This window comes from Anaerosalibacter massiliensis, from assembly GCF_024623155.1.
GTDB classification, from domain to species: domain Bacteria; phylum Bacillota; class Clostridia; order Tissierellales; family Sporanaerobacteraceae; genus Anaerosalibacter; species Anaerosalibacter massiliensis.
Map to the genome: position 1 here is coordinate 259622 of NZ_JANJZL010000002.1, position 26007 is coordinate 285628.

Sequence of the window (26007 nt, forward strand, 5' to 3'; positions counted from 1 at the left end):
ATATAATAGCAATTACCAGAGAAAATATTTTTATAGTGTGATTATTTTTCCTCTCCTTGCTCATCCTTACGCCTCCACTTTATAAAAAAACTTTGTCGCTGAATTTTCGGTTTATACATATCGATAAGTATTTTTTTCAATGTCTTTATGTCTAAATATCTTGCCAAACTTCCATTTTCTGCAATGGATATGGCACCTGTTTCCTCTGATACTACAATAGCTAACGAGTCGGATTTTTCTGATATGCCCAATGCTGCTCTATGTCTTGTGCCTAATTCTTTACTTAAAGATGCATTGTCCGTTAAAGGTAAGAAACAACCTGCTGCTTTAACAACATCTTCTTTTATCACTACTGCTCCATCGTGAAGAGGAGTATTTGGTATAAATATATTTATAAGCAGACCACTTGAAACTCTGCCGTCTACCTTAGTACCTGTTTCCACTACTTCACTTAATCCAGTTTGTCTTTCAATAACTATTAAAGCTCCAATTTTTTGCCTAGATAGAGAAGCCACTGCATCTACAATTTCGTCCACAACCTCATTTAAATTTTCATCTTTTATTTCTGCAAAAGATTTAGTAAAAAATCTGCTTCTACCAATATATTCTAACCCTCTTCTCAATTCAGGTTGAAAAACAATGAGGATAGCCAGAACCCCTACAGTCATAGTTTTTTCTAATATCCAATATACAGTAAATAGTTCCAACCATTCACTTATCTTAGTTGCAACAAATAAAACTATAATTCCTTTAGTTAATTGTTCTGCTCTTGTTTCTCTTATAAGCATAAAAAGCTTATAAAAGGCAAAAGCTACTATCAAAATGTCTATAATATCTCTAGCTCTTATATTTAAAAAAAGTTCGTCAAAATATTGCAAGGTTCACACACCCTTATTTACTATATTCAGATAATACTCTACATTTCTATTATATAACAAATTGTTATTAATTTAAATCCATATACAAGAAAATATTTATTAATAACAAATGTTAATAAACGAATTAAGTTTTATTAATAAAAATAAGCCAGAAATTATTATTACTGGCCCATTTTATCCATAGTGTCCTTGTAAGATCCTTTTATTTTAGATAATGTTTCTTGACTAAATACATCTTTATCCATGAAGTCTTCAGCAGGAAGTATTTCATATTTTGCCTTACCAGATTTCATATATTTATTAACCCAAGTGGGGATATACCTTACATTTTTTATAACAGTTTCACCTTTGGAGAAATCTTTTTCAACTTCAATATTTACCATAACACCATCTTCAGTGTATTTATTGTTTAAAGTTTCTCTTCTTTGATTCGACAGAAAATTTCCCAGGGAATAAATTATAAATTTATCTTTTCCATCTGATTGTACAATTTCAGATTTTTGAATTACATGAGGATGACTTCCAAATACTATATCTACTCCCCAATCTATCAGTTTCTTTCCTAATTCTATTTGCTCTTCACTTGGTTCCATTTCATATTCATTTCCCCAGTGAATAAACATAATAATTAAATCTGCTCCTTTGTCTTTTATCTTGGATATATCATTTTTTATATTATCCTCATCTATTATATTTACCATATATTTTAGTTCTTCATCTGTCAATGTATGCTCCATTCCATTGCAACCATAAGTATAGGACAATATTCCAATATCTATGTCGTTTACTTTTTCTATAAGTATAGACTTTTCTGGTTCTTTATAAGTACCAACAGTTTTAAGACCGTGCTCTTCTATTGAATCTATTGTTTTTATAAGTCCATCTTTTCCTTGATCCAATGTGTGATTATTTGCAGTAGACAATATATCAAAACCTGCATCCTTTAATGCTTCTATAGATTCTATAGGGGCATTAAAATTAGGATAACCTTTAAATCCTTTCTCTTTTCCTGCTGCAGGGGTCTCAAAATTTGCTAAAGCTAAATCTGCAGATTCTACATATTTTTTTACATATTTAAAATTATCTTTAAAATCGTATACACCTTTTGATTCATTATAAGCACCTGTAATTTGTGGCTTATGAAACATTACATCTCCTGCTGCCAATATTGTAGCAGTAGTATTTGGTTTTACTTCTTCTTTTTTAGATTCATTAGATTGGTTCTTTACAGTAAGTTCTTTAGATTCATCTGCTTTAATACCTAAGTTAACACATGATGTCAAAAAAACAGAAATACAAATTAAAACTATAGAAAACATAATAACTTGCTTTTTTCTCTTCATGTCTTTTCCCCTTTTTTATAATATTGCTAAAAACATCCGTGATTTAAGTTATTGGATAAATTAGCCTTAGCATTTTAAATGCTATACTAGTATTTTATATTTAATTTGAGTAGTTTTCAATAGTTTTAGTTTTTTTATTCTCTTTTCTCTCTAATTCCTATAAATTTTGATTTTGAATCATATATATATCTACTCAATCTTCTTTCATTTAACCACCACAGATAAATTACATATGGGACAAATATAATCGTTAACTGTGGTATATTAGCCATTAGTATAAAATCAAATATTCCATGAAATATTATAGGCATATATAGTGAACGCCTATAGCTCCTTTTTCTTCTTAATTCATTACTACCAAATTTAGCTAATGATAGATAATATCCCATAGTAACTGCAAATACTCCATGGGCTGGAACCGATAATATACCTCTATAAAGTCCAATATAAGGATTGTTGCTATATCTATATACTACATATATAACATTTTCTACAGTAGCAAATCCCATAGATGCAAATACTGCATAGACTATGCCATCTAATTTTTCATTAAAATATTTTGAATTATAAGCAGTTTTCAATACTACTAATCTTTTAAAATATTCTTCTGTAAATCCTGCTACTATAAAAGCTGTATAAAAAGCTCCTAATATGCCTGGAAATATATTGAAAAAACTTAATAACTCCTCTACCAATATGGTAGGTATTACTGACAATGCACCTAATAAATATGTTATTAACAAAATTTTCAATGGTTCTCTATCGTATCTATCACTTAAATAAAGTCCTACTATTATAATTAATGCTGGTGTTATTGCAATTATGAATAATCTTGTTGACAAAAAATCCCCTCCAAATCTCTTTTTAATCTTCTTACTATATTCTTTATTATTGCCTAGATTTTCTAATTTTATATCTAGCAATGGACATAAAAATAACCTCTAAGATTTAAATCTTAGAGGTTATTTCTTCTTCTATATATTTTTCAACATCTTGGGGGGAGTCCAAGTTTAGAACTTCTTTAACTTTGTTTTCCATTTCTGCTTTAGATATATTCTTTATAATCCATCTTGCAGTTAGCATTGATGATGCACTCATACTAAATTCATCTAATCCCATCCCTAAAAGAATTGGAATTAATTTTTCATCTCCTGCAGCTTCACCACACATTCCTACCCATATACCTTCCTTGTGACCATTTTCTATAGTCATATTTATAAGTCTTAGTACTGCTGGATGGTATTGGCTATATAAATAGGATATATCTTGGTTTCCTCTATCTACTGCAAGACTATACTGAATTAAATCATTAGTTCCTATGCTGAAAAAATCCACTTCTTTTGCAAAAATATCTGATTGAACTGCTACTGAAGGTATTTCCACCATTATTCCAACTTCTAATTCTTCATCAAATTCAATATTTTCAGCTCTCAATTCAGATTTAACTTCTTCTAATATAGCTTTAGCTTCCCTTAATTCAGCTATATTAGAAATCATAGGAAACATTATTTTTACATTTCCATATGCACTAGCTCTTAAAATAGCTCTTAATTGAATTTTAAATATATCTGTTCTATCCAAACAAAGTCTAATAGCTCTATAACCTAAAAATGGATTCATTTCTTTTGGAAGGTCTAAATAAGGTAAATCCTTATCTCCTCCTACATCTAAAGTTCTTATAACTAGAGGTCTTCCATCTAATTTTTCTGCTACAACTTTATAGGCTTCAAATTGTTCTTCTTCTGTTGGCAACTTTTCCCTATCCATATATAAAAATTCACTTCTATAAAGTCCAACACCTTCTCCATCATTTTCTAGAACTTTATCTATATCCTTAGGAGTACCTATATTAGCAGCTATCTCAACTTTAACTCCATCTTTGGATATACTTTCTTCACCTTTTAATTTATTTAATTCTTCTTTAAAGTTTTCATAGGATTCTTTCTTTTTTTCATAAGTCGCAATTTCTTCCTCTGAAGGATTTATAATTATTAATCCTTCATTTCCATCTATAATTATAAAATCTTCATCTTTTACATTTTTTGTTATGTCCTTTACTCCTACAACTGCTGGCAATTCTAATGTTCTAGCCATAATAGATGTATGAGAAGTTCTTCCACCTAGTTCGGTAACAAAACCTAAGACTTTATCTTTTCTCATTTGAGCTGTATCTGATGGAGTCAAATCATCGGCTACTACAATACATTCCTCTTCTAGGCTTGATAAATCTACTCCCTTTATGCCTATTAGGTTTTTTAAAAGTCTGCTTGAAATATCTTTTACATCTGCTGCCCTTTCTCTTAGATACTCATTATCAAGACTTTCCAACATTTGAACATATTCATTTCTTGCTTCTTGTACTGCCCATTCTACATTAACTTTTTCATCTTCTATTTTTTGATTAATCATTCCTATAAATTCTGGATCCTCTAGCATTAATTTATGAGCATTGAAAATTTCTGCCTCTTTTTCTCCAACTTCTTTCAAAGTATATTTGTATAAAGATTCTATCTCTTCTATGCTTTTATGAACACAAGTATTTAGCCTATCAACTTCTTCTTTTATATTGTGAATGCTTTTCTTTTCAATATCTATTTCTATTTCTTCTTTTAAAAAAACCTTTCCAATAGATACTCCTGGAGAAACTCCTATGCCTTTCATAAAAATTGCCTCCTATTCTCCAAATTTATTATTCACAAGCTCAACTAGACTTTTTACTACTTCTTCTGCATCTTCACCAATTGCCTCAATTTTTATTTTCTCTCCCATAGCAGCACCCATGCTAAGTATTCCCATTATACTCTTTGCATTATATTCTTTGCCTTCTTTTATTACTTTCACATCTGAACTATATTTTGATGCTTCCTTTACAAATAAACTTGCTGGTCTAGCATGTAATCCTGTTTCATTTTTTAAAACAACTTCTTCACTATACATTTTCATTCCTCCCAAAGTTATATTTTATTTTTATATTTTATTTTTATATTTTTTATTATATTTAAAGAATTTTGCATTATATCTTTGCAGCTTGCGTAAACAATTGGCAAGTCTTTAAATCTTTCCTTTCCTTCAATAGGTCCATCACTGGTCAATATAATCGCACTAGCTTCTTCAATATCATATTTAGTTATTTCATTTTCTTTAAACTCCCCTTGAGTTTCCACCTTTATATCTACATTAGTCTTTTTTGCTGCTTGCTCCAATGCTTCTCTAGCTAAGTTTGTACATACAATACCTAGTGGACAAGAGGTAATAGCTAATATCTTCATACTATTCTCTCCCCTCTGTCAATAAAGTATATATTTCTTCATCCTTATTACTTTCTCTAATTTTGTTTAAAACTTCTTCATTGTCTAATAATCTATAAAACTCAGAAAAAGTTTTCCTAGTAGCATCATTTGAATCAATTTTTAGTGCTAATAAGAAAATAATATCCACTTTATTTCCTGACCAATTAATTGGTTCTTCTAATGTAGCAAAGGCTATAATAGGTTTTTTCACATAACTTTGATTTGCATGAGGGATCGCTACTCCATTTCCTATTGCTGTAGAAGTTATCTTCTCCCTTTCAAATACTTCATTCATAAATTTTTTTTCTACATAGTCTTGTTTTTCCATATGATAGCTTAAAAATTCTATGACTGATTCTTTTGTCTTTAGTTCTAGATTTGAAAAAATTAAATCTTGTTTAAATAATAATTTTGAATTATCCTCTACTAAATCTAAGTCCAATTTCTTTGTGTTTTCAATATTTACAATCCATTTCCTAATTTCTAGTATATCTTTTTCCCCTACAAAAGGACTTATTTGAACTACTGGCTTTAAATGATAGTCAATAGGAATCGTAGAAATAACTATATCAAATTTTTTTATATTTATATTTTCAATCTCATGCTTAGAAATTATATCTAAAATTTCTAAATTTGGTAAGGCTTTCTCCAACCTTATAGATACAAGTTGAGAAGTGCCAACGCCACTACTACATACTACTATAGCTTTAGTATTAGTCTTTTGTCTTTCTATTGCTGCTCCAATATGAATAGCAATATATCCTATCTCATCTTCATTTACTTTAAATCCATAATACTTTTCAAACAAAACACTACTTGCCCAGCTCGCTCCAAAAATACTAGGATAATTTTCCTTTATTTCGTCAATAAGTGGATTCTTAATAGTAAGATCATATTTCAATCTATTGATAGTTGGTTTTAAATGCAATGCCAATCCTATTAATAATTTTTTATCCTTAGTCAAATCAGTAGATAATATATTTCCTATCAATTCTATTATCTCCTTAGATAAATTAACTATGTTTAAATCAACATTCTCTAATACATTTAAATTTTCGCAAAAATTATAGCTTTGTTGTAATTTTGAACCTAATATATGAATTGCTATATAAGAAATTTCATCTTCAGGTATAGAAATATTAAATTCTTTCTCTAATTTAGAAACTATGGATTTTGCAACACTATATTCTTTTTGTAATTTAATATCAGAAAAATTTTCCTCTTTAAGCCTTACTGTTTTATTTTGTTTAACTCTTTCTACTAGCATAGCTGAATGAAATATTAAATTAGAAATAGATTCATCAGCTAATTTAAATTCCATTTCAATTTCAGACTCTTTTACAATTTGTCCTATAGTATATAAATTTTCTTTTGTAAACATATTCATATATTTGGCACAATCTCTATTTAAATCATGAATACTAGAACCTTGGAAAAAATCTCCTGCTAATCTTCTGAAATCTTTTTCATTTCCTACTAATTCTACTCCATAGTTCTGCTTTCTTAAAATGGATAGGTTGTAGTTTTTTACATACTTTTCAACCTCATCTAAATCTTTAAATACTGTTATTCTGCTTACATAAAGCTCTTTTGAAAGCTCCTCCATTGTAATAGGAGCTTGTACTTTAAGAAGTTTATTTAGTATATATTCCTGTCTTTCTTCTGGTGAAAAAGGTTGAGTATAAGAATTAGTCATTTTTATACTATCTCTAAATTCTTTCTCTTTTTCTTCATTTACTTCTATCCATATACCTACTCTAGGTTTCCTTACAACCCTACCATAACCCTTTTTTTGAATAATTTCATCTATTTTATCTAAGTCATTCCTAATTGTCCTATTAGAAACCTTTAATCTTTCTTCCATATCACTTATTATTATAGGCTGGGTGTTACTTAAAAGTATTTTTAAAATCTCAATCCATCTTTCATTTAAAATATCATTCATTACATAACACCTCAAATATATACGAAATCTGGCAATTAGTATACATATTCACTATCTTTAATAGTATAATATCACAAGATGTGCTAATTTACTACTATTAAAAGGTACTATTTACTTACAGATTAATGTGGCACTTTTTTATATATTCTAGTTATAGAAATAAAAAATCGTTTCTAGTCAGAAGGAGCTCTTTCCTAGAAACGATTTTTTCTATAGTTTACAAATACCATATGTAAAATCTAATATACTATCTTTTCTTTTACCTGATAACATGATCTTCTGTATCAATATAAATACTCCTAAAGCAATTATAATGTCACCGACACTAATCACCTTAGGTAGTGGATAAGGTGCAGGTATAGGTAAAATATCTGTAAAAAAATAAAACCTAGTAGAATTTGTTGCTATTTGATGAGTCAATGTTATTCCAGTTTTAAGCATATCTATATCCTTTATTAAAGAAGAATATTTAAGTGCCTCCATGGAAACTGGCATTTTCCCATCATTTAATAAAATAGCAATAAAATTAAATAAACTTCCAATAAACATAATTAGTATGCCCTTATTTCTTAAATTTAATATAAATCCTAAGATAAATAAAATAATAACTAAAAATTGTATATAGGAAAAATATTCTCTTATAAAAAAAGATAATTTATTATCAGTTAGCTTCTCAATATATATACTAGAATACTCTAATAAAAATCCTAAGAGAAATAAATACCAACCTTTTATTTTTAGACTACCTATATTTTTTATTTTTCCACCTCTAATTTTTCCTACGATTGTTGATAGAATTAAAGATTCGACAAACATATCCAGCACTCCTTTAAATTTTATTGGCTAATTATTTACTATTCTATTTTTATTTTCATTTTCCTCCTATTTTTTTGTTATTTCTGGTTAATTATTAAATTAAAAAGAAAACAATACATTTTAAATCATTTTATCATATAAGTATTAACTTTTGTTAAATATAGATATTTTGTAAAAAGAAGTAAAGTTATTTTTTATACTGCCGATATAATCTATAAGCATTTTTAAATAATATAAAAAGGAGAGATCTATATGAATAAAAAATTAATTGCTTTAACATTATCTATTCTTACCTTATTTAGTTCTGTAACAGTATTTGCTGATACTATTGAAGAACCAAAAGTTTATGAAGAAGTAGTTAAAGAGTTAGAAGAAGCCATTGAAGAAATAGAAGAGGTCCAAAAAAATAGAATAGAAATATTACAAGACAAAAAATTTAACAAGACTATGAATGAAATGATAAATCTTCAGAAAAATAAGAAAAATACAGAAGATGAAATTAGAGATATAATTGAAAAAGGTTTTGAAAAATCTCTTAAAATTTCTGAAATTGTTAATAAGCAAGTTGAAATGAAAACTCTATACTTAAACAATTCTAAAGAAGTATATGATTTAACTATTGCAATAGAGGACGATTTTAAAATAATAGTCAAGGAACTAAAAAGAGTAGCTAAAGAAGGTAATATAACATTGAAAGAATATGAAAATATAAGACAAGTAGTTGTAAGTTTGATTAAAGAAATGCAAGAAGTTGAATATGCTGTTGGAAATATTGCTAAGGAAAGTAGAATTTATATAAACTATGTGGGAAATAAGCAGTTTAACAAGGCTATAGAAAGCTTTGAAACTATTTTAGGACTTCAAGGTCAGCAAATAGACATGCTAAGAACTATCTACACTCATACAACTGAAATTAAAGAATTATTAGAAGAAATATAAAAAATATAAATGCCTAGGAAATTTCCTAGGCATTTATATTTTTAAATAATTTAAGTAGCTTTACTTTTTAGTCAAATACTTTGAACTTGTCTTTACTAACTCCACAAATTGGACAAATATCTTCTGCTTCATCAGCAGCAGTATATCCACAGACAGGACAGATATAAACTTTTTCAATATCTATATCTTTATTTTTATCTACTGAATCTTTTGCCTCTTGAAAAAGTTTAGCATGAATTTTTTCTGCCGCTAAAGCAAAGTTCATTGGTCTTAAAGCACTTTTTTCTTCTTGCATTTCTGCAACTGCAATATAAGATGGATACATTTGTTTAATTTCAAACAATTCTCCATTTATAGCACCTTGTAAATTTTCAGAAGTAGTCCCTAGTCCAAATCCTGCCATAGATGTTACTGAAAAATCTCCATCTTCATTCTTTAATGCGTTGAAATGACCTGTAGCATGAACTTGTTCTGCATAAGAAATAGCCTTAAACAAATTTGCTACATTTGGAAAACCATCTCTTTTTGCCTTGTCCCCCCATATTAAATATCTCATATGTGCCTGACTTTCTCCTCCAAATGCTGAACGTAAATTTTCTGCTGTCATTGGATTCACAAAAATCACCCCTATTTTTAAATTTAGCTTATAATATATATTACCCTTAACAGTGGGATGTAAACATTTTAACAATAAAATCCAGAAAAATTATAATTTCTCTGGATTTATACTATAGTTATTTATTTAAGCCTTTCTTAATAGTAACTAAAAAGCCTTTATCCACTTTTTTGCCCTTTATAAATGTATTATTTGTATTTTTAGTCCAAACTTTCATACTTTCACTAAAATTTGGATTACTCGACAATATTTCTAATATATCTCCATCATCTAATTTTTCCATAGCAATATTAATTTCTTTAGATGGTGCTGGACAAGTTAATTCACTAACATTTATTCTAAGAATATTTTCTTTTCCTGATTCAGTTCCAACAGATTTTATTTCTCCATGATCTGTATATTGTATATCTTCAGATAAGGACTTTCCGCCGCAATCCTCCTTATCTTTGCAGAATAAACTTCTATATAACATAAATCCTCCTGCAAAGTTTTTCGCCTTAAATCCATTCTGTGTTAGTATTCTTGAAGCTATATACCCCCTAATACCTAATCCACAATATGACACAATTAGCTTATCTTTATCTAGTTCATCAAGTCTATCTCTTAATTCATTTACTGGTATATTTATAGAACCTTCAACATATCCCATCTCTCTTTCCTCTGAATTAGTTACATCAAGTATAATTGTATTTTCCTTATCTAATTCTTCTAATTCATTCCAAAATATAGTGTCTACATCCCCATTTAAAATGTTTTCTGCTACAAAGCCAGCCATATTAACTGGATCTTTAGCAGAAGAATAAGGTGGTGCATATGCAAGTTCTAATTCTTTTAAATCATATATTGTTCCTTCAAATCTAATAGCTGTAGCTATAACATCTATTCTCTTTTCTACACCTTTGTATCCTACTGCTTGAGCACCTAAAACCTTTCCATCTAAATCAAATATTAGTTTGATAGTTATAGGCAGTGATTCTGGATAATATCCAGCATGAGATTTTGCCTGGATAAAAGATATTAGATAATCTTCATGGTATTTCTTGCCTAATCTATTTAAAGTTTTTTCATTATTTCCAGTATTAGCAATAGTTAAATCAAATATCTTAGCTACACTAGTTCCTTGAGTTCCTTTATATTTTTCTTCCCTTCCAACTATATTGTTGGCTACTATTCTTCCCTGTTTATTTGCAGGTCCAGCCAATGGAACCATAGCTTTGTTTTTATTTACAAAATCTACTACTTCTATAGCATCTCCAATAGCAAATATATCTTTATCTGAAGTTCTTAAATTATCATCAACTACTATTCCGCCCCTTTCATTGAGTTCAAGTCCTGCATCCTTTGCTAATTCACTATTGGGACGTACACCTATTGAAAGAATAACTAAATCTGTTTCTATAGTTTTTCCACTTTGCAAAGTAACTGTAGTCTTTCCATCCTTAGTATGAAAACTCTTCACTCCATCTCCTAGATAAAGATTTCCACCTTTAAGTTTTATATGCTCATGGACTATTTCAGCCATTTCAAAATCCAAAGGTGCCATTACTTGATCAAGCATTTCAACTATTGATACTTCAATACCTAGTCCATGTAAATTTTCTGCCATTTCAAGTCCAATAAATCCTCCGCCTACAACTACTGCAGATTTAGGACAATTTTCTTTTATATATGCGTCTATGGCATCTGTATCTGGAATATTCCAAAGGCTAAATATATTTGGAGCATCAATTCCTGGTATTGGTGGTTTAAGTGGTGTAGAACCAGGTGATAATACTAAGTAATCATAGGATTCTTCATATGTTTTTCCTGTATTTAAATCTTTAACTTCTATTTTCTTTTCATCTCTAAGTATTTTTGTTACTTCATTTTGAACCCTTACATCAATATTAAACCTGTTTTTCATAGCTTCTGGAGTTTGAACTAATAGTGCATCTCTTTCCTCTATAACCCCTCCTATATAATAGGGTAAACCACAATTGGCAAAAGAGATATACTCTCCCCTTTCAAATAATACTATATCTAAATCTTCATCTAATCTTCTTAGTCTTGCAACTGTTGTTGCTCCACCTGCTACTCCTCCAACAACTAAAACTTTCTTAGACATTTAAGGTTCCTCCTTTATATTACAATACTTGCATATTAGATAATAAAACTTCCTTATTGTATATTTATATATTTATATATTCAAATAATATAATATATAAATATATGGAAGTTATTAATTATATGACGACTTTAAGCTTAAAAAATTGATTCAATAATTTTTTTCACATCTTCATTTATCAAACTATAATATATTTCTGTGCCTTCTCTTTTTCCTTCAATTATTCCTGCTGCTTTTAATCTAGATAAATGTTGAGAAACTGTAGATTGAGGTGCATCAAGACAACTTTGCATCTCTGTTACATTTTTTTCCCCTTCTTTTAATAATCTTCTTACAATACAAAGTCTACCTGGATGAGCTATAGCTTTTAAAATTTCTGCCTTTTCTTCTAATACATTCTTGTCAATATCCAATATTTACACCTTCTTTATATCTTTATATTTATATATTACAATATATAAATATAGAAGTCAATAATACCTTTTTTTAAAATTTTACTATTATATTCCTTGTATTTAATTAAATTATAAGGTTAAGAATATAATACAGGCAGATAAAACAAGGAGGGATTTTAATGGATAAAATTGATCCTAACGCAAGAGTTGGCCTTGAACAATTTAAAGCTGAAATAAGTCAAGAACTAGGCCTTGATACTACTTTAGATAAATCCATTGACAATACTAAAAACATATTTTATGCAGGTAAAGTTGGTGGAATTATGACTAGAAAACTAGTGGAAATGGGAGAAGAGAATTTAATAGATAAAGATTAGCCCCAAAGTTTGGGGCTAATAATTTTTTTAAAAATCCTTAAAAATCTAATATTTTTTATTATGAATCTAATATGATTAAAGTCACGTGCTTCTAGCATCACTACTAAAAGTTCCTGCTTCATTAACCTCGTAACCTACTATCTGTGCAGAGAAACAAAATGATTGACACAAAAGCATAGCTTTTGGTTCTCTGCTTTTTAACAGGCGTCTTAATTTCCGTAGAACCTATAGTACATTTATATATAAATTATAACACATTTAAATTATTTAATATTTTAATAATATATAAAACAGATAATTTATCATGACTCTAGTAAAAATACTATATTATACTTACAATTTTATTTTGTATATAATAAGCTATTGCTATCTATATGAATACCTCTTTTGATTTAAGTTTGATTGGCTAGACCTAAACTTATTATGTCACTGGAGTTTTGTGCCCAACATCGGAAACTTTTTTGAAATACCCGCTTAGCTAGTAATATTCATAATATAAATAGAAATTAGCCTCAAAGTTTGAGGCTAATAAAATTTCTTACTATCTAGTTCTTCTTGTACTATTCTTAGAGCTTCTCCGAATCTTTGAAAATGTACTATTTCCCTCTGCCTTAAAAATCTTAATGTATCTGTAACACCAGGATCATCACTTATACTAATCAACCATTCATAAGTAGCTCTTGCTTTTTGTTCCGCTGCCATATCTTCATGTAAATCTGCTATTGGATCTCCTTTAGATTGTATATAGCTAGCAGTCCAAGGAGCACCAGCTGCATCGTGTGGAAATGGACTCTTTCCATGATTTACATAATGAGCTTCAAAAGGTGTACCTTTAATTTGTTCCACTGAAGCATCTTTTACCAATTTCCAAGCTAAAGTTCCTACAATCTCCCAATGAGCCATTTCTTCAGTACCGATATCTGTTAATAATCCTTTGGCTTTATTAGTAGGCATAGTCCATCTTTGAGTTAAATACCTAATTCCTGCTGATAGTTCACCATCAGCTCCTCCAAATTGTTCCAAAAGCATGGCTGCCAAAGTTGGGTTACATGTATCTACTACTACTGGATACTGCAATTTCTTTTCATAAATCCACATATACTATACCTCCTTTAACATAAACTATAGTCAAATTCCCAAGGCCAAGGATCATTTATATATGCCCATGGATATTGACTCATACTATGATTTTTCATAGGTCCATATTTAGCTTCATATAGTGATACCATCTCACTATATCTTTGAGCATAACTATTGTGAAGTCTTAATGCCTTCTCATCATTTGGATGAGTATCTAAATAAAGTGCCGTCTCATCTAGTACAAAACTTATCTCCATAATTTCCTTTAATAAACAAACTTGTTCTCTATTCACAAAAACACCTCCATTAATAACGTCTATTCTCATATCCACATGCCATATACAGATCTGGGAAAAGTGTACCCTTTTTCAATGCTTCTCTAGGATTATATACTTGATCCATAATTTGAAAAGGTACATAGGCTCTTGCTAAACAATATTCTTGTCTTCTTGATCCACTTCTCATTTTTCAAGCCTCCTATTTTTTTATTTACAATAATATATTACGCTTCAAATATAAAAAGGTTCATATCTGCTTCTTAAATATTAAAGAACTTTTTTTCATATGGTACATATACTAATTCTAGAGTAGTTTGGAAAAGTGGGATTTTTTAAGGAGGTTTTTTATGGAAAATTCAGATAATATTATTTCTCTTAAAAATTTGCCAGTAGGAAAATCTGGTAAAGTTATAAATCTAATATGTAAAAAATCTAAAAGGAGGAGACTTTTAGATTTAGGAATTACACCAAATACTATTATAAGAAATGAAAGAGTAAGTCCTTCAGGCAATCCGATTGCCTTTAATATAAGGGGAACTGTTATTGCCCTTAGAAAGGAAGAAGCTGAAGAGATTTTAATAACTATATTATAAGACTGGAGGTTTTTTTATGGGACTTTCTCATGAGTCTAGTGGATTAGCTTTAATTAAAGATGAATATATAGTGGAAAAAGAAGTAAATCATACTGTCATAGCATTAGCTGGAAATCCTAATACTGGAAAGAGTACATTATTTAATTATCTTACAGGTTTAAAACAACACACAGGAAATTGGCCTGGAAAGACTGTAGCCAATGCCAGGGGTACCTTTCACTATGGAGATGAAGATTTTTTATTAGTAGATTTACCAGGAACTTATTCAATATTTGCAAATTCCCAAGAAGAAGAAATTGCGAGAGATTTTATTTGTTTTGGAAAACCAGAAATAACAATAGTAGTGGTAGACTCCACTTCCCTTGAAAGAAATCTAAATTTAGTACTTCAAATAATGGAAATAACTGATAATGTAGTAGTTTCATTAAATTTAATAGATGAAGCTAAAAGAAAAGGCATAAAAATTGATGTAGAAAAGTTAGAAAAAGAATTAGGAATACCTGTCATACCTACAGTAGCAAGAGATGGTATAGGAGTTGAAAAACTTTTAAATACTATTCATAATGCTAAACATAGCTACAGTCCTAATAAAGTAAAATATAGCAGCGAAGTTGAAAATACAATATATGAAATAGAAAATATCCTCTCTACATATCTAAACAAAAGTCAAAATATAAGATGGATATCTCTTAGGTTAATAGATGGAGATGAAAATATAAAAAAAGAATTAAAAACTTTTTTAATAGAACATGGATTTACTGATGAACCATTAAATAAAATTGAAAACATTATTAAAAAACATGAGAATATAGATGATAGCATTGTAACTACTATATACGAAAATGCAGAGAAAATATCAAATGAAGTAGTTACAATAGAAGACAATAGAAAAGTTAATTGGGATAAAAAACTAGATGATATACTTACAAGTAAAATAACTGGTTATCCTATTATGATTATTTTGCTAGGGCTTATATTTTGGATAACTATAGTAGGTGCAAATTATCCATCTGAATTGTTAGCAAAAGCTTTTTTTAGCTTTGAAGACAAACTGACTTATCTTTTCACTAAATGGGATGTAGCTGATTGGCTATATGGAATACTAGTTTTAGGGGTATATAGGACCCTTGCTTGGGTTATATCTGTTATGCTACCACCAATGGCAATATTCTTTCCATTATTTACTTTACTTGAGGACTTAGGCTATTTACCTAGAGTGGCTTTCAATCTTGACAACTCTTTTAGAAAGTCTGGAACCCATGGAAAACAAGCTTTGACTATGAGCATGGGATTTGGATGCAATGCTGCAGGAGTTATTGCTTGTCGTATCATAGATTCTCCAAGGGAACGACTTATTGCTATAATAACTAATAATTTTGTCCCTTGTAATGGACGTTTCCCAATAATAATAGCCATGTCAACTATATTCATTGGAAGATTAGTAAATAAAAAATATAGTTCAATTTTAGCAGCTATATCTGTAGTATCTGTTGTAATAATAGGTATATTATTTACATTATTTATATCTAAATTTTTATCTAAAACTTTCTTAAAAGGAGTACCTTCTTCATTTACTTTGGAACTACCTCCATATAGAAGACCACAAATAGGTCCTATACTTATAAGAAGCCTTATAGATAGAACACTCTTTGTACTAAGCAGGGCTATAATCGTAGCTATACCAGCTGGAGCTATAACTTGGATATTTGCAAATATAACTATAGGTGGAATAAGTATTTTAAATAGAACTGCAAACCTTCTAAACCCTTTTGGAACACTACTAGGATTAGATGGGCATATTTTAATGGCATTTATTTTAGGACTTCCTGCTAATGAAATAGTACTTCCTGTACTTATAATGAGCTATATGTCAGAAGGAGCAATGCTTGAATTTGAAAATATAGAAACATTAAAAAACTTATTATTAAATAATGGTTGGACTTTTATAACTGGCCTTAATTTCATGATTTTTTCTCTACTACATTTCCCCTGTGGAACTACTCTCTTAACTATTAAAAAAGAAACAGGAGGAAGAAAATGGCCTGCCTTTACCTTTCTTTTAACTACTGTAGTGGCAGTACTAGCTACATTTATAATAAATATAGTCGGAAAATTTATTTATAGTTTTATTTAATCAAAACCCTGGTATTTAATATATCAGGGTCTTAGTCTTCATTTGCTGTAAGACTTTTCTTCATCCAATCCTTTCCTTCAATAATTCTTGTAACCATCATAGATGCTAGTGAATCTCCTGTTACATTTATCATAGTTGCAGGTGGATCCACCAAATAACCTATAGTAGCTATAATAGGAAAGGCCTCTGCTGGAAAACCATAGAGATTAACAATAAGCATTTCTCCAATAAGTCCACCACCTGGGACTCCAGACATAACTACTCCACTTAGTATTGAAATTATTATAGCTGTGAGATAAGTTCCTATTCCTTTAAAAGGCATATCAAATATTCCAAACATAAAGGAAATTTTGAGTATAGCACTTAAACAAGAGCCATCCATATGAGCTGTAGCCCCTATAGGAATGACTATATCTCTAACATCTTTAGGTACACCCATTTTTCTCGCAGCATCTAAGTTTACAGGTAGTGATGCAACACTACTTTGAGTTGCCAAAGAAGTTATAGCTACTGGGAATATAGTTTTAAAATACAATTTAACTCCATTTATACCTCCTGCAAAATATGAATACAAAGAAAAAGCTACAAAGAAATATACTATACAGATTGGATAGTAGATAACCATAGCTCTAGCATAAGAACCTAGAAGCTCTGGACCAAATGTTCCAATTAATGCTGCAAAATATGCTCCCAGTCCAATTGGAGCATAGTACATAATAATTGAAACCATTTTGAGAAAAACTTCTGATAATATGTTTAATCCTTCTGCTATTTTCTGTCCTTTTTCTCCTATTAATCCTACACATAATCCAAAAAATATAGAAAAGATAATTAGTGGAAGCATATTCTTTCTTGAAATAAGTTCTGTAAAATCAGTTACAGTTATTGCTGCAACTATTTGCTCAGAAGTTTTTAGTGGTTCAATTTCCTCCGCCTTTGGCATTTCAATATGAACTCCCTTAGCAGGAGGAAAAATATTTACAACTGTTATCATTATTATAGAAGCAATAAGTCCTGTAATTACAAAAACTAATAGCATACTCCCTAAAATCTTCCCTAGTCTTCTCATATCTGCCATACTAGATACAGCACTAGTGATAGTTACAAAAACAAGTGGTACTACTATAGTGAACATGGCATTTAAGAATATATCTCCAAAGGGCTTAAGTACAGAAGCCTTCTCTCCCATTATTAGTCCTATTATACAGCCTAATATTATAGATGATAATAATATGATTGGGAACTTATAGTAATACCAAAAACCTTTTTTTCTGCTATTTTCCATCAATACTTCACCTCTTATATTTTATTGTTTTTTTATAGGTCAAGCATTGCTCCAGTATAAATAGTAGTAGCTTCTCCTTTCATGTATATTTCATAATTGTCTTTTAACTCAACTTGAAGCTCTCCACCTTCTGTCTTTACATTTACTAATTTATCTAATTTTCCTAATTTATTTCCTAATGCTACTCCAGCACAAGAACCAGTACCACATCCTAAAGTTCTTCCTGCACCTCGTTCCCAAGTATATATATTTATATTATTTCTATCTACTATTTCTACAAAGTTTACATTAGTTTTTTTAGGGAAAATAGAATGAACTTCTAGTTTTTTCCCTAAGCCATTTATATCTATATGTCTTACATCATCTACAAATATAACTATATGTGGGACACCTACTAACACTGCAGAAAATGTTATACCTACTCCATCTATAACTATATTTTCTAATAACACTTCATTACTATCTATATTAACAGGTATTTTATTACTTGCAAATATGGGTTTTCCCATATCAACCTTTATAATCTCAACAATATCTTTTTCATTAATCTCTAAACATATAGTTTTTATACCTGCTAATGTTTCGATAGTAAAAATCTTTTTATCTATTATATCATTTTCATATACATATTTTGAAAAACATCTTATACCATTCCCGCACATTTCTCCTCTAGAGCCATCAGAGTTATAATAAATCATTTTTATATCTGCTATATCAGACTCTTCACATATCATTATACCATCTGCACCAATTCCAAAATGCCTATCGCAGCTTTTTATAGCTAAATTGCTATAATTATTTATATTATACTCAAATCCATTATATAATACAAAATCATTACCAGCAGCTACCATTTTAGTAAATTTCATATTATCACCTATCCACGTTAATTTCATATCTCATTTCTTAGTATATCATCATAGGTCTCTCTTTTCACTATCAATCTATCATTTCCCTTAGAAATCATTACCACAGCTGGTCTTGGTATTCTATTATAATTGCTTGCCATAGAATAGTTATAAGCACCTGTAGAAAGTACTGCTAATATATCTCCTGCCTCTATATGAGGAGTCTTTAAATCCCAAATAAGTATATCTCCAGATTCACAACATTTACCTGCAATTGTAACTATATCTGTAATTTCTTCATCTACTTTATTTGCAATTAAAGCCTCATATTGAGCATCATATAGACTTGGCCTTGGATTGTCTGGCATACCTCCATCTATCCCTACATAAGTTCTAACATTTGGTATATTCTTTATTGAACCTATTGTATAAAGTGTGATTCCAGCCTCACCTACAACCCATCTCCCTGGCTCAATAACTACTCTTGGCCTTTCTAAATTATATTTTCTACATTCTTTTTCCAACTCTTCCATCATAGCATCTGTAAAATATGATAAAGGTTTCCTTGATTCATTTCCATTGTAATGAATACCATAACCTCCACCAGTATTTAATTCTTTAGTTATAAAACCTAGTTCATCCTTTATTTCTTTCATTAAAGAAGTAAGAACTTTAATAGATTTCACATGAGTTTCACTTTCCTGAAGTTGAGAACCTATATGAAAATGAAAACCTTTAAGTTCTATATAATTCGAATTTATAGCTTTTAATATAGCTTCATAAATTATATTTTCATTCAATGGAACTCCAAATTTAGAATCTACCTGACCAGTCCTTATATATTTGTGAGTATGACTATTAACTCCAGGTGTTATTCTAAATAGTATATTCACTTTTTTCTTATACTTACTAGCCATTTTGTCTAGTAGTTCTAATTCATAAAAATTGTCGACTACTATTCTTCCTACATTGTATTTTACTGCCATTTCTATCTCATCTAAAGTTTTATTATTTCCATGGAAAACTATTTTTTCCATAGGAAAATCTACTTTTATAGCAGTATAAAGTTCTCCACCTGAAACTACATCCATTCCCAAACCTTCTCTTTTTACAATTCGTGCCATTTCTTTGGTAAGGAAAGCTTTACTCGCATAAACTGCCATTGTATTTTCATGTTTCTCTATAAAATCTTTTTTAATTTCATTAAATCTTTCTAGTATTATATCTTCTGAAACCACATAAAGTGGTGTTTTATATTTTTTAGCAAGTTCTACGGTATCTACATTAGAAAACAAAAAATTAGCCATATTTATTCTCCCTTCTTAATTTTGAAATTTGGTTATATTGGTTATATTAATACTATTATATGCAATATTCATACCATCTCTTATGCTATACTATTTAAACTAGTAGAAGTAATCTTTTAAAAATTTTTCCACTTTATCGGACTAATTCTAAAGATTATTTGAAAGATAGCCATTTAAAGTTTTTCATTTTTTCGGATTTATTCCGTATTTTCGTACTAAATATATGTATTTGAAATGTTTTTTTTTGGATTTCATTGAAAAATAATATAAACTATGAAAAAAGTACATGTTTATTAGATATTTTTCTACACATAATACTAATACACCAATTTAATATATAAATTATAAATCAAGAAAGGAGTTGAACAAATTGGCTAATAACACAAATAATACTGGAAGTAATCAAATTTTAGTTCCTGAAGCACGTCAAGCATTGAATCAAATGAAGACAGAAATAGCTTCTGAACTTGGAATGTCAAATTATGAAACAATGGATAAAGGTAATCTACCATCAAGACAAAATGGTTATGTTGGTGGCTATATGACTAAAAGATTAGTACAAATGGCTCAACAAAACATGAGTGGTGGAACAACTACTAGATAGATATAAAGAAAGATAGGCTCTATATAGGGCCTATCTTTTTTCATGAATTATTGATCAGAATCTGCTGGTGGTGTAAATACTCTTTGACCTAGTTCTTTATCTAACATATACATTGCATGGCTATCTCCACTGATTTTTTCAAGTTGTACTATTATATCTTTCATGCTATTTTCTTCTTCTATTTGTTCATCAACAAACCATTTTAAGAAACTAATAGTAGCATGTTCTTTTTCTTCCATTGCAATATCCATAAGATGATATATTCTCTTTGTAACAAATTTTTCATGCTCAAGAGCTGCTTTAAAAACTTCTAATGCAGATTTATAATCTTCTTCTGGTTCTTCTAATCCTGATATTTTAATTTTTCCATCCATCTCATCTACAAAATTGAAAAATTTCATAGCATGAAATTTTTCCTCTTCAGCTTGTGCTATGAAAAAATTTGCAAATCCAGGTAAATCTTCACTAAGACAGTATCCAGCCATAGCTAGATAATAGTGAGCTGAATATAACTCATAATTAATTTGTTTGTTTAATTCTTTAAGTAACTTTTCCGATAACATAATAATCCCTCCTATTAAAAAAATCATTACCATATTTAATATACCCAACAATAAGCATTTAAACCTATTATATAGATTTTGTCATTATTATAACATTTATAGTAAAATTAAGTAAGTATTAGATAAAACTAAAAAACTTCTGTTTTAAAATCTAAACAGAAGTTTTTAATTAAATACTTTTTAATATTTAAAAGACTGTTTATTACGCCTAATTTCTTTAATATTGCATCCTTTCATTTTCATACGGGTTTTCCAAAAAAACTCCTGTAAAGAAGATTTGAATTCTAGTTCATCTTTATAAAAAAGATAACCCCGTTTAATTTCATATCTTTTGCGTATCATAATAGGTCATCTCCTGCAAATAATAATAAACTACCGACGACAATATTATAGGAAAAAAAGATACCTTTGTAAAGTAGTTTTTTAAATATTTAATCCATAATTATTATCCCAAGTTTTTCATAAACATTATACCCTATATTATCAGTTATAGACATATTATTATCCTTTAAAAAATTTATCAATGCTACTTTCATTCCATCTCCATAAACCCCATCTATAGAACCTTCATAATATCCTTTTGATTTGAGTCTCTTTTGAACTTCTGCCACATCTGCTCCTCTATCACCTGGCCTCAATGTTCTAAGTCCATAGCCAAAAGGATCATATTCCCCAGAAGTCAAAGTCACTAATGTTTCATGCTTCACCATAGAATAAAGCTCTTTTACATCTTCATTTCTCATTCTTATACAGCCTTGTGAAGCGTTGTACCCTATAGAGCCTGGTTTGTTAGTACCATGAATACCATATTTACCCCATGGAACATTAAGTCCCATCCATCTAGAACCAAATCCTCCTCCCCATGCAGCTTTTTCAACTATTTTAAAGGTACCTAAAGGTGTAGGAGAATCAGGCTTCCCTGTAGCCACTGGATATTTTTTTATAACTTTATTTTCATCCATATCTATTAAATACAAAGCTTTCCTATCCACCTCAATAAGTATAGATAAATTAGGCTCTTTTTCAGTCAAATATACATCACTAGAATTATTGTCTATATTTTTTTCAAATAAAAATAAATGTATCTTATTGCCAACAATAATTACTATAGTCATCAAGATAAAATTTAATACTACTAGCTTAATTCGCCTAAACACCAAAATTCCCTCCTTATATTGTCATTATATGCAAGGAGGGAATTTGTTTAGACTAAAAAATAATTAAGCTCCTATAATATCTTCCGCATTTTTATTTATATTATCTATTATACTTACTATCTTAAGTGCATTCTCCGTATCAAATATATCTATAATACTACCTATATTCTTAAAAGGCTCCTCTTGCAATTCTTTTTTGCTCGTAAGATAGAAGTAAAATTATTACACAAATAAATATCATCATCAATATCGAAGTAAACAACTCTACCAACAGGTTATTTAGGTCCTCCTCCTGACTTTTCAATTATTATATCTCCATATTGTAATTTTTTTCTTTCTATCTTTTTCTCATCAATACTTCTAAAAACAACATCATCTAAATTTAATTTTCTCACATTAGTAAAATTTGTTGTCCTAATCACTTTTACTGAACTATCACTATTTGCTTCTTTTCCTCATTCCCCTGATATAGGCTTTTCAAAAATATCTATTAATTTTTTTCTCATTTCCTATATCATCCTCTCTAACTTTTCTAATGCTTTATCTATCTCTTCTTCCAAATCTTTTATCTCGTCTAATATTACCTCTGGTTTTTCATATTCTATTTCTTCATACTTTATTTCTTTATACCTATTTATACTTAAATCGTAGTGGTTTTCTGCTATTTCAGCTTTTGGTACAAAGAAGGACTTTTTTGTTCTTTTTCTGTCTTTTTCTCCTTCTAAATTATTGAATCTTTCTATTATATCTGGTATATCATTTTCTTCTATTTTACTCCTTTTATCATCTAAGGAATAGCCATCTGCTTCCATTATAGAGTAATAAAGAAGTTATTTAATGGTAATCCTTTATACATCTCTTCAACCTTATTGAAAATATAGTAGATAAAAATATATGATACTAGTTTTATAAATAGTTTCTTTTTATCTATTAAAGAAATTTCATATCTTATATTTTCGATAATCCTACTCATAGGCTTTGCTCCTGATGTTTATTTTTAACCTTGTCTTTATTTATAGATTTGGATATTTCCTTCATCTTCTTTAGGGCTTGTTTTAGAGATGGTCTTTTATCCCTATCTATTTCATTTCCAACAAACTCCCTAAAGGTTGTATCTAAAATATCTGTATCCTTCCCCTTGAAAAATACTATATATGTTGGTGGGTCTGTTGTCTTGTCCTTTATTAAAGCATATTCTATCGCATACTTTTTAGCACTTTTCTCAAAACCTTTTATATTATTTTCATTAATTTCAATACTCTTTAAACCATCATATTTCTTGGATAGCTCTTTTAAAGATACTTTCTTTCTCTTAATATTTTGTCCCTTAGATATTTTCTGTCTTTCTTTTTCTTTAAGATAGGCACTAATTAATATTTTTAAAACGGATAGTGTCATCTTATTGTTTTTAGCTACAAATGCAATTGATTTTTCAGTAACTTCTTCTTGCAATCTTATGCCTCCTTTCATTTTTTCTTAAATATCGTCTATGGTGGAACTCCACTAATATAACCTACCAATTATAATCTCCTTCATTCATATCATGATTAACTAGGCTTCTATAGTACTGACTCATAGTATTTGGTACATTATATATTGCTGTAATCAAGTAATTTCTAATATTTCTAACCTCACTAGGATTTCTATCAAGACTATCCATAATGTATTCAATATGAGATGAGGTGAGTTTTAAAAACTTACTCTTTACCACTTCTACAGGCATTTGATTGTCATTAATAGGTATTGTACCTTCTTCTTGAACACAGATATCTACCATTAAATCTACAATATTATCTATATTTCCTATCTGAGCAGATTCAAATTGCTTAAAATGCTTATACTCAATATTTTTATAAATAAGATTTCTATATGCTTCTGCTTTATTTATGAAATTTCTATCTAATCTTAATCTATTATCTTTTTCTCCTGAAGATAAGATTTGATTAGTATCACTAGTTTCAGTATTATTAATATTAGTATTATTACCTTATCCTTTCGACACTTCTTAAAATTTCCTTTTGACATTTCAGAAAGATTGTCCACAATGAAGTTTTTTACATAAATTTTAGTAGGTTTTCCCTGCCCCTGTCTTTGCTTTTCTATAAGTCCAATTCCCTTTTCCGTATCAAGTTCAGAAAGCACCTTTACAGACTTCTTATTTCCCCCCATGATTTCCATAATATTTTCAATGGTAAAGTAAATAAATACTCTGTTATTTTCATCAACCCAGCTATTTTTTATAGATAATTCCATTCTATCTAAAAGAATTCCATAGAGTACTTTAGCATCAGATGATAGATTTTTAAATATTGGATCTGTATAAAGTACCTTTGGTATTCTAAAGAATGAAAACTGCTCTGATTCTTTGCCATGATAATAATTAAAGACTATCGATAATCACCTCCTCTCGTTGATTTTAGGCATGAAAAAACGGCAAGATTTTCGTCTTACCGTTAGTTTGGTTTTAATATTTAGTTTTTAATTTAACCCTTGCTAAGTTTCTTATTATAAAATTTAATCGCTTGCTTTATAAAGAAGATTTATTCGCATTGTATAAAAGATGTGATGCAACTTAACTTCAAATTAAGCTAAACAATTCATCATATCGCATTCAAATTTCAAACCAATAAACCGTATTTTTCTTCAAGAATTGAAATCCAGCCCTCTCCACTGTTCTCTTTGAAGCTATATTAGAATCAACACAGTCCCATTGCGCTATAAATCCATTATCTATGCATTCATTTACAAAGTGATGTGTTAAAGCAAGTGCTAAGCCTTTCTTTCTATGACTATTTTCTGTTTCAATATCAATTGGAATTATACTTTTAAATCTTGCTGTTCCAGCAATAACAGCAACTATTCTATTTTGATTAACTGCCACAAACGCCACACTTTTTTTTAGAAAATCGTTATAAGTACCCCAAGATTCCAACAATCGTTCTACCAGAAATTCTGGATTATCAAATACGCCACTTTCCAATTTTTCTAAAAACTTAGAATCAACTTTATATATCTTATATCCATCTGGAACTATGATACTTTCATTATATCTATCATTTTTACGGAATGTATATTCATCTTCGGTTTGAATAACTTTATTGTTAAATATGTCGAGAATATATGGTTTTGCTTTCTCTGACTCAATAGAAAACTCAAAAAAATTAACACCTTTACTTTTTAATTTACAAAACATATCTTCTATCATAAAAGTTTTAAATTTGCTATAAACCTCAATATTAATAGGTTCTCCTAATATTGAAAATCCACCTACTGCAAATGAAGCAACCAATGCAATATTAGGTTTCTCTACATCATCAACCCATATATCACCCTTACATTCACCAGCAACAATTCCTGAAAAACTTGGACTATCGTCATATGTAATATTATCAATAGCTCTTGAGCTAAGTTTATTTACTTTAAACAATAATATCAACCCTCTCATTATATATAAA

Annotated in this window: 31 protein-coding genes; 5 read left to right on the forward strand and 26 right to left on the reverse strand. The window is 29.1% G+C overall.

What is annotated here, in order from left to right; translation table 11 throughout:
* Positions 1-41: 41 nt before the first annotated feature.
* The 8 genes from cdaA to NSA23_RS04330 all read right to left on the reverse strand — a co-directional run bounded on the left by cdaA (position 42) and on the right by NSA23_RS04330 (position 8272).
* On the reverse strand, positions 42-878 hold the full coding sequence (gene cdaA / locus NSA23_RS04295; protein WP_042678446.1) for a diadenylate cyclase CdaA: 837 nt from the start codon (positions 876-878) through the stop codon (positions 42-44).
* Between the two features lie 161 nt (positions 879-1039).
* Complete coding sequence (locus NSA23_RS04300) at positions 1040-2221, reverse strand: CapA family protein (protein WP_042678445.1); 1182 nt, start codon at positions 2219-2221, stop codon at positions 1040-1042.
* 134 nt (positions 2222-2355) lie between these two features.
* Entirely contained in the window at positions 2356-3063 is a 708-nt protein-coding gene (locus tag NSA23_RS04305) for a PrsW family intramembrane metalloprotease (RefSeq protein WP_042678481.1), read from the reverse strand.
* A 106-nt stretch (positions 3064-3169) separates the two neighbouring features.
* Positions 3170-4882 (reverse strand): phosphoenolpyruvate--protein phosphotransferase, encoded by a 1713-nt coding sequence (gene ptsP, locus NSA23_RS04310; RefSeq protein WP_042678444.1) that lies wholly within the window; start codon positions 4880-4882, stop codon positions 3170-3172.
* 12 nt (positions 4883-4894) lie between these two features.
* Positions 4895-5158: an HPr family phosphocarrier protein gene (locus tag NSA23_RS04315; RefSeq protein ID WP_042678443.1), complete on the reverse strand. Its 264-nt coding sequence runs from the start codon at positions 5156-5158 to the stop codon at positions 4895-4897.
* A gap of 17 nt (positions 5159-5175) precedes the next feature.
* On the reverse strand, positions 5176-5490 hold the full coding sequence (locus NSA23_RS04320; RefSeq protein WP_042678442.1) for a PTS fructose transporter subunit IIB: 315 nt from the start codon (positions 5488-5490) through the stop codon (positions 5176-5178).
* Between the two features lies 1 nt (position 5491).
* Positions 5492-7456: a BglG family transcription antiterminator gene (locus NSA23_RS04325; RefSeq protein ID WP_042678440.1), complete on the reverse strand. Its 1965-nt coding sequence runs from the start codon at positions 7454-7456 to the stop codon at positions 5492-5494.
* A 210-nt stretch (positions 7457-7666) separates the two neighbouring features.
* Positions 7667-8272 (reverse strand): DUF5317 domain-containing protein, encoded by a 606-nt coding sequence (locus NSA23_RS04330; protein ID WP_042678439.1) that lies wholly within the window; start codon positions 8270-8272, stop codon positions 7667-7669.
* A 252-nt stretch (positions 8273-8524) separates the two neighbouring features.
* On the opposite strand from NSA23_RS04330, the gene NSA23_RS04335 reads away from it, so the two are divergent.
* Positions 8525-9211 (forward strand): hypothetical protein, encoded by a 687-nt coding sequence (locus NSA23_RS04335; RefSeq protein WP_257490255.1) that lies wholly within the window; start codon positions 8525-8527, stop codon positions 9209-9211.
* A 67-nt stretch (positions 9212-9278) separates the two neighbouring features.
* Here NSA23_RS04335 and NSA23_RS04340 read toward each other — a convergent pair whose 3' ends face one another.
* From NSA23_RS04340 to NSA23_RS04350, 3 genes are all read right to left on the reverse strand, one after another.
* The gene (locus tag NSA23_RS04340; RefSeq protein WP_042678437.1) at positions 9279-9827 is read right to left on the reverse strand and encodes a rubrerythrin family protein; all 549 of its coding nucleotides are present in this window, start codon (positions 9825-9827) and stop codon (positions 9279-9281) included.
* Between the two features lie 118 nt (positions 9828-9945).
* Complete coding sequence (locus NSA23_RS04345) at positions 9946-11931, reverse strand: FAD-dependent oxidoreductase (protein ID WP_050069658.1); 1986 nt, start codon at positions 11929-11931, stop codon at positions 9946-9948.
* Between the two features lie 137 nt (positions 11932-12068).
* Positions 12069-12344, reverse strand: a complete 276-nt coding sequence (locus NSA23_RS04350; protein ID WP_042678436.1) for an ArsR/SmtB family transcription factor — start codon at positions 12342-12344, stop codon at positions 12069-12071.
* A 161-nt stretch (positions 12345-12505) separates the two neighbouring features.
* Here NSA23_RS04350 and NSA23_RS04355 point away from each other — a divergent pair, with 161 nt between their 5' ends.
* Entirely contained in the window at positions 12506-12703 is a 198-nt protein-coding gene (locus tag NSA23_RS04355; RefSeq protein WP_042678435.1) for an alpha/beta-type small acid-soluble spore protein, read from the forward strand.
* A 525-nt stretch (positions 12704-13228) separates the two neighbouring features.
* Here the strand turns inward: NSA23_RS04355 and NSA23_RS04360 are convergent.
* Genes NSA23_RS04360 through NSA23_RS04370 form a run of 3 tightly spaced genes read right to left on the reverse strand, consistent with a single transcriptional unit; the run spans position 13229 to position 14248 of the window.
* Positions 13229-13801: a manganese catalase family protein gene (locus NSA23_RS04360; protein ID WP_042678434.1), complete on the reverse strand. Its 573-nt coding sequence runs from the start codon at positions 13799-13801 to the stop codon at positions 13229-13231.
* Between the two features lie 14 nt (positions 13802-13815).
* Positions 13816-14076: a spore coat protein CotJB gene (locus tag NSA23_RS04365; protein WP_042678432.1), complete on the reverse strand. Its 261-nt coding sequence runs from the start codon at positions 14074-14076 to the stop codon at positions 13816-13818.
* Between the two features lie 13 nt (positions 14077-14089).
* Positions 14090-14248, reverse strand: coding sequence for a spore coat associated protein CotJA (locus tag NSA23_RS04370; protein WP_075052087.1), 159 nt, complete (start codon positions 14246-14248; stop codon positions 14090-14092).
* A 160-nt stretch (positions 14249-14408) separates the two neighbouring features.
* Here NSA23_RS04370 and NSA23_RS04375 point away from each other — a divergent pair, with 160 nt between their 5' ends.
* Entirely contained in the window at positions 14409-14654 is a 246-nt protein-coding gene (locus NSA23_RS04375) for a FeoA family protein (protein WP_042678431.1), read from the forward strand.
* Between the two features lie 16 nt (positions 14655-14670).
* Positions 14671-16788 carry a ferrous iron transport protein B gene (gene feoB, locus NSA23_RS04380; protein WP_042678430.1) on the forward strand — a complete coding sequence of 706 codons (2118 nt, stop codon included), beginning with the start codon at positions 14671-14673 and terminating at the stop codon, positions 16786-16788.
* 31 nt (positions 16789-16819) lie between these two features.
* Here the strand turns inward: feoB and NSA23_RS04385 are convergent, their stop codons facing one another.
* Genes NSA23_RS04385 through lysA form a run of 3 tightly spaced genes read right to left on the reverse strand, consistent with a single transcriptional unit; the run spans position 16820 to position 20228 of the window.
* Complete coding sequence (locus tag NSA23_RS04385) at positions 16820-18073, reverse strand: dicarboxylate/amino acid:cation symporter (protein ID WP_042678429.1); 1254 nt, start codon at positions 18071-18073, stop codon at positions 16820-16822.
* Positions 18074-18105: 32 nt separating this feature from the next.
* Positions 18106-18969, reverse strand: coding sequence for a diaminopimelate epimerase (dapF, locus tag NSA23_RS04390; protein WP_257490256.1), 864 nt, complete (start codon positions 18967-18969; stop codon positions 18106-18108).
* Positions 18966-20228 carry a diaminopimelate decarboxylase gene (gene lysA / locus NSA23_RS04395; RefSeq protein WP_042678426.1) on the reverse strand — a complete coding sequence of 421 codons (1263 nt, stop codon included), beginning with the start codon at positions 20226-20228 and terminating at the stop codon, positions 18966-18968. The genes dapF and lysA overlap by 4 nt, the downstream gene beginning before the upstream one ends.
* 370 nt (positions 20229-20598) lie before the next feature.
* Between lysA and NSA23_RS04400 the strand changes: the two genes are divergently transcribed.
* On the forward strand, positions 20599-20832 hold the full coding sequence (locus NSA23_RS04400) for an alpha/beta-type small acid-soluble spore protein (protein ID WP_042678425.1): 234 nt from the start codon (positions 20599-20601) through the stop codon (positions 20830-20832).
* Positions 20833-20879: 47 nt separating this feature from the next.
* Here the strand turns inward: NSA23_RS04400 and NSA23_RS04405 are convergent, their stop codons facing one another.
* The 9 genes from NSA23_RS04405 to NSA23_RS04445 form a co-directional block, all read right to left on the reverse strand.
* Complete coding sequence (locus NSA23_RS04405; protein WP_042678424.1) at positions 20880-21395, reverse strand: ferritin; 516 nt, start codon at positions 21393-21395, stop codon at positions 20880-20882.
* A gap of 431 nt (positions 21396-21826) precedes the next feature.
* The gene (locus NSA23_RS04410) at positions 21827-22552 is read right to left on the reverse strand and encodes a L,D-transpeptidase family protein (protein WP_050069657.1); all 726 of its coding nucleotides are present in this window, start codon (positions 22550-22552) and stop codon (positions 21827-21829) included.
* Between the two features lie 63 nt (positions 22553-22615).
* On the reverse strand, positions 22616-22741 hold the full coding sequence (locus NSA23_RS04415; protein ID WP_257490257.1) for a hypothetical protein: 126 nt from the start codon (positions 22739-22741) through the stop codon (positions 22616-22618).
* 320 nt (positions 22742-23061) lie between these two features.
* Entirely contained in the window at positions 23062-23364 is a 303-nt protein-coding gene (locus NSA23_RS04420) for a hypothetical protein (protein ID WP_042678423.1), read from the reverse strand.
* Positions 23364-23525, reverse strand: a complete 162-nt coding sequence (locus NSA23_RS04425) for a hypothetical protein (protein ID WP_222704684.1) — start codon at positions 23523-23525, stop codon at positions 23364-23366. Before NSA23_RS04425 ends, NSA23_RS04420 begins: the two co-directional genes overlap by 1 nt.
* Positions 23522-24004, reverse strand: coding sequence for a PcfB family protein (locus NSA23_RS04430; protein WP_042678422.1), 483 nt, complete (start codon positions 24002-24004; stop codon positions 23522-23524). Before NSA23_RS04430 ends, NSA23_RS04425 begins: the two co-directional genes overlap by 4 nt.
* 61 nt (positions 24005-24065) lie before the next feature.
* Positions 24066-24524, reverse strand: coding sequence for a DUF6017 domain-containing protein (locus NSA23_RS04435; RefSeq protein ID WP_222704687.1), 459 nt, complete (start codon positions 24522-24524; stop codon positions 24066-24068).
* The gene (locus NSA23_RS04440; RefSeq protein ID WP_338080871.1) at positions 24458-24943 is read right to left on the reverse strand and encodes a replication initiator protein A; all 486 of its coding nucleotides are present in this window, start codon (positions 24941-24943) and stop codon (positions 24458-24460) included. The genes NSA23_RS04435 and NSA23_RS04440 overlap by 67 nt, the downstream gene beginning before the upstream one ends.
* Positions 24944-25163: 220 nt before the next feature.
* The gene (locus NSA23_RS04445) at positions 25164-25979 is read right to left on the reverse strand and encodes a GNAT family N-acetyltransferase (protein WP_187116600.1); all 816 of its coding nucleotides are present in this window, start codon (positions 25977-25979) and stop codon (positions 25164-25166) included.
* Positions 25980-26007 lie beyond the last annotated feature (28 nt).

Bases quoted from the DNA above. Each gene is read 5' to 3' on its own strand.
- NSA23_RS04300 (WP_042678445.1), bottom strand. From the start codon at position 2,221: ATGAAGAGAAAAAAGCAAGTTATTATGTTTTCTATAGTTTTAATTTGT.
- ptsP (WP_042678444.1), bottom strand. From the start codon at position 4,882: ATGAAAGGCATAGGAGTTTCTCCAGGAGTATCTATTGGAAAGGTTTTT.
- NSA23_RS04315 (WP_042678443.1), bottom strand. From the start codon at position 5,158: ATGTATAGTGAAGAAGTTGTTTTAAAAAATGAAACAGGATTACATGCT.
- NSA23_RS04320 (WP_042678442.1), bottom strand. From the start codon at position 5,490: ATGAAGATATTAGCTATTACCTCTTGTCCACTAGGTATTGTATGTACA.
- NSA23_RS04325 (WP_042678440.1), bottom strand. From the start codon at position 7,456: ATGAATGATATTTTAAATGAAAGATGGATTGAGATTTTAAAAATACTT.
- NSA23_RS04330 (WP_042678439.1), bottom strand. From the start codon at position 8,272: ATGTTTGTCGAATCTTTAATTCTATCAACAATCGTAGGAAAAATTAGA.
- NSA23_RS04335 (WP_257490255.1), top strand. From the start codon at position 8,525: ATGAATAAAAAATTAATTGCTTTAACATTATCTATTCTTACCTTATTT.
- NSA23_RS04345 (WP_050069658.1), bottom strand. From the start codon at position 11,931: ATGTCTAAGAAAGTTTTAGTTGTTGGAGGAGTAGCAGGTGGAGCAACA.
- NSA23_RS04355 (WP_042678435.1), top strand. From the start codon at position 12,506: ATGGATAAAATTGATCCTAACGCAAGAGTTGGCCTTGAACAATTTAAA.
- NSA23_RS04360 (WP_042678434.1), bottom strand. From the start codon at position 13,801: ATGTGGATTTATGAAAAGAAATTGCAGTATCCAGTAGTAGTAGATACA.
- NSA23_RS04370 (WP_075052087.1), bottom strand. From the start codon at position 14,248: ATGAGAAGTGGATCAAGAAGACAAGAATATTGTTTAGCAAGAGCCTAT.
- NSA23_RS04375 (WP_042678431.1), top strand. From the start codon at position 14,409: ATGGAAAATTCAGATAATATTATTTCTCTTAAAAATTTGCCAGTAGGA.
- feoB (WP_042678430.1), top strand. From the start codon at position 14,671: ATGGGACTTTCTCATGAGTCTAGTGGATTAGCTTTAATTAAAGATGAA.
- NSA23_RS04385 (WP_042678429.1), bottom strand. From the start codon at position 18,073: ATGGAAAATAGCAGAAAAAAAGGTTTTTGGTATTACTATAAGTTCCCA.
- dapF (WP_257490256.1), bottom strand. From the start codon at position 18,969: ATGAAATTAACGTGGATAGGTGATAATATGAAATTTACTAAAATGGTA.
- lysA (WP_042678426.1), bottom strand. From the start codon at position 20,228: ATGGCTAATTTTTTGTTTTCTAATGTAGATACCGTAGAACTTGCTAAA.
- NSA23_RS04405 (WP_042678424.1), bottom strand. From the start codon at position 21,395: ATGTTATCGGAAAAGTTACTTAAAGAATTAAACAAACAAATTAATTAT.
- NSA23_RS04420 (WP_042678423.1), bottom strand. From the start codon at position 23,364: ATGGAAGCAGATGGCTATTCCTTAGATGATAAAAGGAGTAAAATAGAA.
- NSA23_RS04425 (WP_222704684.1), bottom strand. From the start codon at position 23,525: ATGAGTAGGATTATCGAAAATATAAGATATGAAATTTCTTTAATAGAT.